Raw genomic sequence first — 11372 nt, forward strand, 5'->3', positions numbered from 1 at the left:
GATGATCGGCGCATGGAGACAAGCCCCCCCTCGACGCGCTGCAGCAGACGGCGCTGGACCAGGTGCTGGCCGCACATGCCGGCCAGGCTGGCGCCCTGCTGCCGATCCTGCATGCGCTGCAGGACCGGCTCGGCTTCGTGCCGCCGGCGGCGCTGCCGCCCATCGCGCGCGCGCTGAATCTCTCGCGCGCCGAGGTGCACGGCGTCGTCAGCTTCTATCACCACTTCCGCACCGCGCCGCCGCGTGGCCGGGTGCTGCAGATCTGCCGCGCCGAGGCCTGCCGCGCGATGGGCGCCGAGGCGCTGTGGGCGCATGCGCAGGCAGCCGTCGAGGCGCAGGGCTGCGACACGCTGGAGCCCGCCTACTGCCTGGGCCTGTGCGCGCAGTCGCCGGCCGGCATGCTCGGCGAGCGGCTGCATGCACGGCTGACGCCGGCGCGGCTCGATGCGCTGCTGGCCCAGGAGCAGCCATGAGCGCGAACGACAACGCGACCCCGATGCTGCGCCTGTGGGTGCCGCGCGACAGCGCCGCGCTGGCGGTCGGCGCCGATGCGGTGGCCGATGCGCTGCAGTCGCTGGCGGCCCTGCAGGGCGTGCCGCTGGCGCTGGTGCGCAACGGCTCGCGCGGGCTGCTCTGGCTGGAGACGCTGGTCGAGGTCGACACGCCGCACGGTCGGGTCGCCTTCGGGCCGGTGATGCCCGAGGACGTGGCGGCGCTGTGGCCGGCGCTGTGCGCCGAGGCGCGCGGCGAGGCGAGCGCGCATCCGCTGCGCCACGGCCTCGCTGAGCAGATGCCTTATCTGGTCCTGCAGGAGCGCCTGACCTTTGCGCGCGTCGGCATCACCGATCCGCTCTCGCTCGACGACTACGCCGCGCACGGCGGCTGGGCCGGGCTGAAGGCGGCGGCCGCGATGGCGCCGGCCGACATCCTGCATCAGGTCACGCATTCGGGGCTGCGCGGGCGCGGCGGCGCGGCCTTTCCGGCCGGCATCAAGTGGCGCACCGTCGCGCACGCTGCCGGAGAGACCAAATACATCGTCTGCAATGCCGACGAGGGCGACTCCGGCACCTTCGCCGACCGCATGCTGATGGAGGGCGACCCCTGCCTGCTGATCGAGGGCATGGCGATCGCCGCGCTGGCGGTCGGCGCGACCGAGGGCTACGTCTACGTGCGCTCCGAGTACCCGCACGCGGTGGCGACGCTGCGCGAGGCGGTGGCGCGGGCCGAGGCCGCCGGCTGGCTGGGCGCGGACGTGGCGGGCTCGGGGCGCGCGTTCCGGCTGCAGGTGCGCATGGGCGCCGGCTCCTACGTCTGCGGCGAGGAGACGGCGATGCTCGAGAGCCTGGAGGGCCGGCGCGGCATCGTGCGCGCCAAGCCGCCGCTGCCGGCGGTCCACGGCCTGTTCGGCTGCCCCACCGTCATCAACAATGTGCTGACCTTCGCCGCGGTGCCGACCCTCCTGGCGCGCGGCGCCGACTTCTACCGCGGCTACGGCGTCGGGCGCTCGCACGGCACGCTGCCCTTCCAGCTCGGCGGCAACATCCGCCACGGCGGGCTGGTCGAGAAGGCGTTTGGGCTGACGCTGCGCGAGCTGGTCTTCGGCTTCGGCGGCGGCACCGCCAGCGGCCGGCCGGTCAAGGCGATCCAGGTCGGCGGGCCGCTCGGCGCCTATGTGCCGGAGTCGCAGTGGGACGTGCCGCTGGACTACGAGGCCTATGCGGCCATCGGCGCGGTGGTCGGCCACGGCGGCGTGGTGGTGCATGACGACACCGCGGACATGGCGCAGCTGGCGCGCTATGCGTTTGCGTTCTGCGCGCTGGAGTCCTGCGGCAAGTGCACGCCCTGCCGCATCGGCTCGACCCGCGGCGTCGAGGTGATCGACCGCATCGTGCTGCACAGGACAAATCCCGTCGTGCGACATCAGCAGCTCGAGCTGCTGCGCGATCTCTGCGACACGATGATCGGTGGCAGCCTGTGCGCGATGGGCGGCATGACGCCCTATCCGGTGCTGTCGGCGCTGGACCACTATCCGGCCGACTTTGGCCTCGATGCGGCGCCGCTCGCCGCTGCCGCCGAGGAGGCGACGCGATGAATCACCCTGTCATCCCGATCCAGGCGATCTCGACGATCAGGACGCTGGACGCCTGCCGCCAGCCCGAGATCGACCGCGGCACGCCGGCCAGCCGCTCCACCGAAACCGTCACGCTCAGCATCGACGGCTTCCAGGTCACCGTGCCGCAGGGCACCTCGCTGATGCGCGCGGCGATCGACGCCGGCATCCAGGTGCCCAAGCTCTGCGCCACCGACATGCTCGAACCGTTCGGATCGTGCCGGCTCTGCCTGGTCGAGATCGAGGGTCGGCGCGGCACGCCGGCGTCCTGCACCACGCCGGCCGAGGCCGGCATGACGGTGCGCACCCAGAGCCCGCGGCTGCAGAAGCTGCGCCAGGGCGTGATGGAGCTCTACCTCAGCGACCATCCGCTCGACTGCCTGACCTGCGCCGCCAACGGCGACTGCGAGCTGCAGACCCAGGCCGGCGTGGTCGGTGTGCGCAACGTGCGCTATGGCGTCGGCGACCGCGCGGTGGCCGGCATCACCGGCCGCCACCATCTGGCGCATGCCAAGGACGAATCGAACCCGTACTTCACCTACGACCCGAGCAAGTGCATCGTCTGCAACCGCTGCGTGCGCGCCTGCGAGGAGGTGCAAGGCACGTTCGCGCTGACGATCTCGGGCCGCGGCTTCGAGTCGCGGGTTTCGCCCGGCATGGACGAGCCCTTCATGCAGAGCGAGTGCGTCTCCTGCGGCGCCTGCGTGCAGGCCTGCCCGACCGCGACGCTGACCGAGAAGACGGTGATCGAACTCGGCCAGCCCGAGCACAGCGTCATCACCACCTGCGCCTACTGCGGCGTGGGCTGCAGCTTCAAGGCCGAGATGAAGGGCACGCAGGTCGTGCGCATGCTGCCCTGGAAGGACGGCAAGGCCAACGAGGGCCACAGCTGCATCAAGGGCCGCTTCGCCTGGGGCTACGCGACGCACAAGGACCGCCTGACCCGGCCGATGATCCGCGACAAGATCACCGACCCGTGGCGCGAGGTGAGCTGGGACGAGGCGCTGAGCCATGCGGCCGGCGAGTTCCGCCGCATCCAGGGCACCTACGGCCGCGATTCGGTCGGCGGCATCACGTCGAGCCGCTGCACCAACGAGGAAACCTACCTCGTGCAGAAGCTGATCCGCGCCGCCTTCGGCACCAACAACGTGGACACCTGCGCCCGCGTCTGCCACAGCCCGACCGGCTACGGCCTCGGCCAGACCTACGGCACGTCGGCCGGCACGCAGACCTTCAAGTCGGTCGAGCACACCGATGTGGTGATGGTCATCGGCGCCAATCCGAGCGAGGGGCACCCGGTGTTCGCGTCGCGGCTGAAGAAGCGGCTGCGGCAAGGGGCGCGGCTGATCGTCGTCGATCCGCGCCGCATCGACCTGGTGGACGCGCCGCACGTCAAGGCCGACTTCCACCTGCAGCTGAAACCCGGCACCAATGTGGCCGTCATCACCGCGCTGGCGCATGTCATCGTCACCGAAGGGCTGGTGAACGAGGCCTATGTGGCCGAGCGCTGCGATCCGAAGAGCTTCCAGCAGTGGCGCGAGTTCGTGTCGAAGCCCGAGAACTCGCCCGAAGCCTTCGAGGCGGTCAGCGGCGTGCCGGCCGACGCCCTGCGCGGCGCGGCGCGGCTCTATGCGAGCGGTGGGCGCGGCGGCAACAGCGCGATCTTCTACGGCCTCGGCGTCACCGAGCACGCGCAGGGCTCGACGATGGTCATCGGCATCGCCAACCTCGCGATGGCCTGCGGCATGGTCGGGCGCGAGGGCGTCGGCGTGAATCCGCTGCGCGGCCAGAACAACGTGCAGGGCTCCTGCGACATGGGCAGCTTCCCGCACGAGCTGCCCGGCTACCGCCACATCAGCGACACCACGGTGCGCGCCCAGTTCGACGCCGCCTGGGGTGTGACGCTGAACCCGGAGCCGGGGCTGCGCATCCCGAACATGCTGGACGCGGCGCTCGAAGGCAGCTTCAAGGCGCTCTACGTGCAGGGCGAAGACCCGGCGCAGTCCGACCCGAACACGCAGCATGTCGCGGCGGCGCTCTCGGCGATGGAATGCGTGGTCGTGCAGGACATCTTCCTGAACGAGACCGCCAAGTACGCGCATGTCTTCCTGCCGGGCGCCTCGTTCCTGGAGAAGGACGGCACCTTCACCAACGCCGAGCGCCGCATCAGCCGCGTGCGCCAGGTGATGCCGCCGCTCTCCGGCAAGGCGGACTGGGAGGTCACGCAGGCCTTCGCGAACGCGCTCGGCTACCCGATGCACTACACCCACCCGTCGCAGATCATGGACGAGATCGCCGCGCTCACCCCCAGCTTCGCGGGCGTGAGCTTCGACAAGATCGAACGCCTGGGCAGCGTGCAGTGGCCGTGCAACGAGACGACGGACGAGGCCGGTACGGCGATCATGCACGTCGGCGGCTTCGTGCGTGGCAAGGGGCGCTTCCTGCCGACGCAGTACGTGGCGACGGACGAGAAGGTGACGCGCCGCTTCCCGCTGATCCTGACCACCGGCCGCGTGCTCAGCCAGTACAACGTCGGCGCGCAGACCCGCCGCACCGAGAACAGCCGCTGGCACGAGGAAGACCGGCTCGAAATCCATCCCCACGATGCCGAGGAGCGTGGCGTGCAGGACGGCGACTGGGTCGGCATCACGAGCCGCGCCGGCGAGACGGTGCTGCGCGCCACCGTCACCGAGCGGGTGCAGCCCGGGGTGGTCTACACGACCTTCCATTTCCCCGAGTCCGGCGCCAACGTCATCACCACCGATTCCAGCGACTGGGCGACCAACTGCCCCGAATACAAGGTGACCGCGGTGCAGGTGGCGCGGGTCACGCAGCCCGCACGCTGGCAGCGCGACTTCTCCGACTTCGACCGTCTGCAGCATGGCCTGCTGCCGGAGCACGCCCGATGAGCCCCACTGTCGACGCCGCCGCCACGCTGGTGCGACTGGCCAACCGCATCGGCGAGTTCTTCGCCGCCTTTCCCGAGCGAGAGGAGGCGCTCGACGGCATCGCCCAGCACCTGGCGAAGTTCTGGGAGCCGCGCATGCGCCGCGCACTCTATGCCCACCTCGACGGTGCCGCGCAGGGCGAGGGTCTGGCGCCGCTGGTGCGCGAGGCGGTGCTGACGCGGCGCGGGCGGATCGATCCGGCGCTCAGGGCCGAGCCAGCGTGAGGCTGGCCGCCAGCGGATCGGCCGGGCGCCAGCTCATGGTCGCATGGCTGAGGCTCGACACCGCGAAGGTGGTGGACGCCAGCGTTCGAGGCAGGGTGCCGGTGTCGAGCAGGCAAAGCCCCTGAGCGCTGGTGGTGCAGGTGATGCGCTTGTCCAGATGGCTGTAGCGGCCCTCCATTCGGACGCCGGCCACCGGCTGGCCCTGCGGCGTGTGCACGGCCAGCGTGATCCTGGCCTGCCAGCGCACCAGCTGGCCACGCTGACGCTGAGCGCTCACCGTGCCGGTCGGTGGCAGCAGTCGCAGCTCGGTCGATATCGGCAGTTCGACCGCATGCAGTGCGCTGATATGCAGCAGCCGGTTGGGCGTCTCGGTGCCGGCCTGGTTGATGAGGTCGGGTGTCGACTGCCGGATCAACTCGGCGCTGACCTGGCGTGCGCTCATCGAGGGATGACGCTGCAGCAGCAGGGCTGCCGCACCGGCCACATGCGGCGAGGCCATCGAGGTGCCGCTCTTGTAGATGTAGGCTCGGGACCCTGGATGGGCCGGACCCTTGATCGACGAGCCTGGCGCGAACAGATCGACGCAGCTGCCGAAGTTGGAGTAGCTGGCACGGCTGTCGAGATAGGTGCTCGCCGCCACCGTCAGCGCGTCTGGCGCCGAGGCCGGCGACTGCTGGCAGGCCGGCTTCTGGGCGTTGCCCGCCGAGACGACGACCACGAAGCCGGCGTCGGTCAGGCGCTTGACCGCGTCGGTGATCCAGCTCAGTGAGCCGTCGATGCCCAGGCTGAGGTTGACCACCGCCGGCCGCACGCCGTTGGCCAGCACCCAGTCGAGGGCCTTGAGCACGCTGCTGGCGTAGCCGCTGCCCTTGCAGCCCAGCACCCGCAGCGACACGATGCGCGCGCCCGGGGCCACGCCGGTGGTCTTGCCGGCGATCGTGCCGGCGACATGGGTGCCGTGCCCGTTGCAGTCGGTGCCGCTGGTGCTGACATCGAAGCCCCGGCCTGTGCCGAGTCGCCCTTGCAGTTCGACATGGTTCGACACGCCCGAATCGATCACATAGGCGGTCACCCCGGTGCCGTCGAGTGCCGGACGCCGCACCAGCGTGCTGTTCAAGGGCAGCTTGCGCTGGTCGATGCGGTCCAGCCCCCACAGGTCGGCGACGCTCTGGTTGACGGTCGTGTCCAGCGTGGCTGCGGCGCTTTCGACGGACAGGGGCTCGACCTCGGCCTGGATCGGCAGGTCCAGAGCGACCGACAGCACCGCAGGATCGGCCAGAAGCTGCTGCGTCAGTGCGGCTGACCGTGCGGCCGGCACCTCGACGATCAGCCCCTGGGCCACATGCGTGAGCACCGCGTCGATGCGGGCCTCTGCGGTGCCGGCGATCAGTCGCTGCCCGAAGGCTCGCACCGTGGCGGCTGTGCGTGCCGTGGGCGTGTCCTCGGCGGTCGGGACGGCCAGCGTGCGGGCCTGGCGCATCCGGTCCGATCCGGCCACCGCGGCTTCGTTGAGCAGCACCAGATGGCGCACGGTGTCGCCGAGCGTGTCCGACGTGGGTGTCGCCGGCGGGTCCTCCGGCGCCGAACCGCCGCAGGCGCTCAGCAGCAGCGCGGACACAAGGCTGCACAGCAGGCCGGGCACGGGCCGGATGGCGGGGCGTCGCCGCATCGGTCGCGGCGATGTCAGGGTCGAGGTCATCAAGGAACTCCCTGGGAATCGGGCCGGTCATCGGCCGGCCGGGTGGATCTGTCCTGGTGTGCGGCAGGCCGGTGTGTCCCGGTTTCCTGCTCGACGTCGGTGGTGTGCTCAGCGCGGCGCCAGCCCGCCCGGCCGCTGGATCGTGATCGCGCGGGCCTGGTCGCGCTCGCGCCGGTAGGTGAAGGCTGCGCCTTCGAGCGCCTGCACGGCGACCGACAGCTGGGCCACATCGGCACCCTGCGGCAGCGAGACCAGCGTGCACAGGCCGCTGGCTGCCGTGCTGCAGCTCACCGGTGCGCTTGCCCCCTGGAACAGGCCGCTGACCTTGACGCCGCCCATCGGCTTGCCGCTGGCGTTGACGACGCGCACCGTGGCGCGTGCGGTCCAGCGGCCCCGGCTGACGGCGGTGTCGCCCTGCAGCAGGCCGATGTTGAGCTCGTGCGCAGGCGGGAACTTCAGGGCGGTGGCGCTGCCCGCGAACAGCAGCCGGTTCGGACTGCCCGAGAGCTGCGCCAGCACCGACGGGGTGGACTGCGCCAGCAGCTGCTGCGTCAGCTGCGTCGGTGTCAGCGTCGGGCGGGACTCCAGCAGCAGCGCCAGCGTGCCGGCCACATGCGGTGCCGCCATCGAGGTGCCGCTGAGCATGCGCTCCGCGGTCTGGCTGCGCCAGTCCGGTGCCGACACCCACTGGCCCGGCGCCAGCAGGTCGACGCAGCTGCCGAAATTCGAGAAGACCGCGCGCTTGTCCGTGTTGTCGCTGGCGCCGACCGTGATCGCGCCCGGCACCCGCGCCGGCGAGCGCAGGCAGGCATTGCTGTTCTCGTTGCCGGCCGACACCACCACATGGAAGCCCGCCAGCAGCAGGCTGCGCACCGCGTCGTCCAGCATCGGGTGGGCATCCGCGCCCAGGCTCATGTTGACCACGGCCGGGCGTTCCTGACGGTTCAGGATCCAGTCGATGCCGGCCAGCACCTTGCTGATCGGCCCCGAACCGTTGCAGCCCAGCACCCGCACCGACACCAGCGTCGCGCCCGGCGCCACCCCGGCCAGGCTGCCGCCGATCGTGCCGGCCACATGGGTGCCGTGGCCACGGCAGTCGGCGCTGCCGTAGCCGTCGCGGATGTAGTCGGTGCCGGGCGCCAGGCGCTCGCCGAACTGCTGATGGGCGGAAATGCCGGAGTCGAGCACGAAGATGGTCACGCCCTGGCCGCGTGTCGTTGTGGCCAGACGCTGGTTCAGCGGCAGCCTGCGCTGGTCGATGCGGTCCAGGCCCCAGTGGCCGAACTCGCTCAGCATGCGCTCGGAGACGGTCTGTCCGGTCGAGGCCAGCGTGTCGGGCTGCACCGACAGCACCGCCGGATCCTGCTCGAGGCGCTGCTGCAGCGCCTGCGCCTCGTGCCCGGGCACTTCGACGGTGAAGCCGGGCCAGATGCGCGAGAAATGCAGTCCGGCCCGCGGGCCGCCCGGACCCAGCAGCCGCAGGCTCTGGGCCTGGATGGCCGCCTCGGTGCGCTGCTGCAGCGTGCCGGCTGCGGTCTGCAGCGCTCGGGCCCTGCCGGCCTCATCGGCGGCGAGCGCGGCCGGGTGCAGCTGCACGATCAGCCGCTGCGGCTCGCGGCCAGAGGCCTGGGGCGTGCTCCCGTCCTCGCCGCCACCGCAGGCGGACAGCAGCAGGACCAGCCCCAGCGTGGCCAGGGTGGGGGACAAGGGGTGGGATCGGGGGCGGTGGCGGTGACGGATCTGGGCGAGGGCGCAGTCGGACTTCTCTGACATCTCGATCTCCTCGGGGCGATCAGAGGATTTCGATCCGCGCAAAAGAAAGTGAATTCCCGGCTTTTCCGGTTGCGGCCCCGGTGGGGTTCGCGGCGGGTGTTGCCGCGAAGAATGTCACGCTCCGGACCCGGGGTGGCCGGGCTGAGGACATCAGCCGGTGGCGTCGATCCGGTAGCGCTGCTGCACGAAGCCGAAGCCGTAGGCGCGGGTCGACACCAGCGAGAGCTTCAGGTCGGCCTGCAGCGGCCCGCCCAGCGGCCGGCCCTGGCCGATCAGCACCGGCACCACCGTCAGCGTGATCTCGTCGACCAGGCGCTCGGCGAGAAAGGCGGCCAGCAGCCGCGCGCCGTCGACATAGACATGGCGCGCGCCGAGCCGGCCCAGCTCCTCGAGCACCGCCTTCGGGGCGGCCGCGCTGGCCTGCACGGTGGCGCGCAGCGCCTCGGGAATGGCCAGCGGCCGGCGGCTCATCACCCGCACCGGCCGGCTGCCGTAGGGCCAGACGCCATCGCCCAGCAGCAGCTCGAAGGTGCCTCGGCCCATCACCACCGCGTCGACGGTGGCCAGGAAGTCGGCGGTGCCGCAGTCCTCGCCGGGCGGAATGTGCCGGTTGGCCTCGTCGAGCCAGTCGATGCGTCCGTCGGGGCGGCTGATGTAGCCGTCGAGCGTGGTGGCGAGGAACAGGGAGCAGCGGGGTTTCATGCGTCAGGCCGGACTTCGGAGCATCGATCTTGCGAACCCGCGATCATCCTCCATTCGCGGGGCTTTTCCGGATCCGGGCGCACATCTCCGCGTCCGCACCGTGACACGATGCCGGTGCCAGAATCGCTTCCATGCATGAAGACGATCACGAATCCCTGCCCGATCCGACCGGAACCCGGCCGGTCGAGCGCCTGCAGGCCGGCCGGCGCGAGCCGCACGTCGAGACGCTGGCCGAGGAGCTGCCGGTCGCGCTGGTCTACAACGGCATCTCGCATGCGGTGATACTGGCCTCGCCGGCCGACCTGGAGGACTTCGCGCTGGGCTTCTCGCTGTCGGAGGGCATCATCGATTCGCCCGACGACCTGCTCGATGCCGAGATCCTGCCCGCCGACCTGGGCGAGAGCGTCGCGCTGGCCGGCACCACCGAGCGCGGCCTGTCGGTCGAGCTGAAGGTGACGCTGCGCTGCTTCATGCGGCTGAAGGAGCGCCGGCGCACGCTGGCCGGGCGCACCGGCTGCGGCCTGTGCGGCACCGAGAGCCTGGCCGAGGCGGTGCGCCCGGTGGGCCGCGAGGCGGCCTGCATCGAGATCGAGGCCGCTGCGCTCGAGCGGGCGATGGCGGCGCTGCCGAGCCACCAGCACCTGCAGAAGGCGACCGGCGCGACTCACGCCGCTGCCTGGTGCGCGCCCGACGGCGAGGTGCTGACGCTGCGCGAGGATGTCGGCCGCCACAACGCGCTCGACAAGCTGATCGGTGCGCTGGCCCGCGCCGGCACCGATCCGGCCTCGGGCTTCGTCGTCGTCACCAGCCGCGCCAGCTACGAGATGGTCTACAAGGCCGCGCATGCCGGCTTCGGCCTGCTGGCGGCGGTGTCGGCGCCGACCGGGCTGGCGGTGCGCACCGCCGAGGCCGCCGGCCTGGTGCTGGCCGGCTTCGTGCGCGGCGACCGGGCGGTGGCCTACAGCCACGCCCGCCGGCTGCTCACGCCAGCCCCGGTCAGTTCCAGCTGACCTCGCTGGCGAAGAGGTAGCCCGCGCCGTAGACGGTGCGGATCATCTTCGGGTTGTGCGGATCGGTCTCGATCTTGCGGCGCAGCCGCGAGATGCGCACGTCGATGCTGCGGTCCAGCGGCGAGAGGTCGGGGTCGCCGCAGATCTGCTCGCGCGCGAGGATGCGGTTGGGCCGCTGCAGGAAGGTCGCCAGCAGCCGCGCCTCGCCCGAGCTCAGCGTCCATTCCTGGCCGCTGGCGCTGCGCAGCAGGTTGGTGTCGGGCTGGAAGGTCCAGCCGTTGCCGAAGCGCGCCAGCTGCGGGCCGCGCTCGTCGCCGCCCTGGCCGCGCCGGCGCAGGATGCTGCGCACCCGCGCGACCAGCTCGCGCGGCTCGAAGGGCTTGGTCACGTAGTCGTCGGCGCCCAGCTCCAGGCCCATGACCCGGTCGCCGATCCAGGCGCGACCGCTCAGGATCAGCAGGCCGCAGTCGTGGCGGCGCTGGATCTCCTGCATCAGCTCCATGCCGTCGCCGTCGGGCAGGCCGAGGTCGAGAATGCACAGGTCGGGCACCTGCTGCGCGAGCTGCTGGCGGGTCTCGGCGGCGCTGCGGCAGCCATGCGTCTCGAAGCCGAAGTCGCGCAGCACGGTCTGGAGCAGCCGCGCCACCTCGGCGTCGTCCTCGACGATCAGGATGCGGGTGCCCTCGCCGGGCGACCGGCTCATGGGCGTGTTGATGTGGGCTGAGCCCCTGAGGCTCGTCGGGGTCATCTCAAGGTCTCCTCGATGACGGATTCCAGCTCTTCCGGGGTGAAGGGCTTGCGCAGCAGCGGCCAGGGATCCTGCAGTCCGGGCTGCTCGTCGGAATAGCCGCTGATCAGCAGCATGCGCAGCCCGGGCCGGGCGCGTGCGGCGTGGCGGCACAGCGC

7 protein-coding genes and 1 pseudogene are annotated in these 11372 nt (G+C 71.5%); 4 read left to right on the forward strand and 4 right to left on the reverse strand.

Features of this window, described 5'->3' with window-relative positions; all coding sequences use genetic code 11:
- Window positions 1-38 precede the first annotated feature (38 nt).
- From NFT33_RS08045 to NFT33_RS08055, 3 genes and pseudogenes are all read left to right on the forward strand, one after another.
- Window positions 39-2092: pseudogene (locus NFT33_RS08045) on the forward strand (NAD(P)H-dependent oxidoreductase subunit E).
- Window positions 2089-5019 carry a formate dehydrogenase subunit alpha gene (gene fdhF, locus NFT33_RS08050; RefSeq protein ID WP_251674476.1) on the forward strand — a complete coding sequence of 977 codons (2931 nt, stop codon included), beginning with the start codon at window positions 2089-2091 and terminating at the stop codon, window positions 5017-5019. Before NFT33_RS08045 ends, fdhF begins: the two are co-directional and overlap by 4 nt.
- The gene (locus tag NFT33_RS08055) at window positions 5016-5282 is read left to right on the forward strand and encodes a formate dehydrogenase subunit delta (protein WP_251674478.1); all 267 of its coding nucleotides are present in this window, start codon (window positions 5016-5018) and stop codon (window positions 5280-5282) included. Before fdhF ends, NFT33_RS08055 begins: the two co-directional genes overlap by 4 nt.
- Here the strand turns inward: NFT33_RS08055 and NFT33_RS08060 are convergent.
- The 3 genes from NFT33_RS08060 to NFT33_RS08070 form a co-directional block, all read right to left on the reverse strand.
- Window positions 5263-6924 carry a S8 family peptidase gene (locus NFT33_RS08060; RefSeq protein ID WP_251674481.1) on the reverse strand — a complete coding sequence of 554 codons (1662 nt, stop codon included), beginning with the start codon at window positions 6922-6924 and terminating at the stop codon, window positions 5263-5265. The two genes, NFT33_RS08055 and NFT33_RS08060, sit on opposite strands and share 20 nt — an antisense overlap.
- Before the next feature lie 165 nt (window positions 6925-7089).
- Complete coding sequence (locus NFT33_RS08065; RefSeq protein ID WP_251674484.1) at window positions 7090-8688, reverse strand: S8 family peptidase; 1599 nt, start codon at window positions 8686-8688, stop codon at window positions 7090-7092.
- Between the two features lie 216 nt (window positions 8689-8904).
- The gene (locus NFT33_RS08070) at window positions 8905-9456 is read right to left on the reverse strand and encodes a dihydrofolate reductase family protein (RefSeq protein ID WP_251674486.1); all 552 of its coding nucleotides are present in this window, start codon (window positions 9454-9456) and stop codon (window positions 8905-8907) included.
- Between the two features lie 131 nt (window positions 9457-9587).
- Here NFT33_RS08070 and fdhD point away from each other — a divergent pair, with 131 nt between their 5' ends.
- A complete protein-coding gene (gene fdhD / locus NFT33_RS08075; RefSeq protein ID WP_251674488.1) occupies window positions 9588-10466 on the forward strand; it encodes a formate dehydrogenase accessory sulfurtransferase FdhD in 879 nt (292 codons plus the stop codon).
- Here the strand turns inward: fdhD and NFT33_RS08080 are convergent.
- Window positions 10453-11169, reverse strand: a complete 717-nt coding sequence (locus tag NFT33_RS08080; protein WP_251674491.1) for a response regulator transcription factor — start codon at window positions 11167-11169, stop codon at window positions 10453-10455. The genes fdhD and NFT33_RS08080 overlap by 14 nt on opposite strands.
- Window positions 11170-11372 lie beyond the last annotated feature (203 nt).

The sequence above is a fragment of the Sphaerotilus sp. FB-3 genome (genome assembly GCF_023706025.1).
GTDB classification, from domain to species: domain Bacteria; phylum Pseudomonadota; class Gammaproteobacteria; order Burkholderiales; family Burkholderiaceae_C; genus Sphaerotilus; species Sphaerotilus sulfidivorans.

Coding starts and splice junctions, on each gene's coding strand:
- fdhF (WP_251674476.1), top strand. CDS start 2,089: ATGAATCACCCTGTCATCCCGATCCAGGCGATCTCGACGATCAGGACG.
- NFT33_RS08055 (WP_251674478.1), top strand. CDS start 5,016: ATGAGCCCCACTGTCGACGCCGCCGCCACGCTGGTGCGACTGGCCAAC.
- NFT33_RS08070 (WP_251674486.1), bottom strand. CDS start 9,456: ATGAAACCCCGCTGCTCCCTGTTCCTCGCCACCACGCTCGACGGCTAC.
- fdhD (WP_251674488.1), top strand. CDS start 9,588: ATGCATGAAGACGATCACGAATCCCTGCCCGATCCGACCGGAACCCGG.
- NFT33_RS08080 (WP_251674491.1), bottom strand. CDS start 11,169: ATGAGCCGGTCGCCCGGCGAGGGCACCCGCATCCTGATCGTCGAGGAC.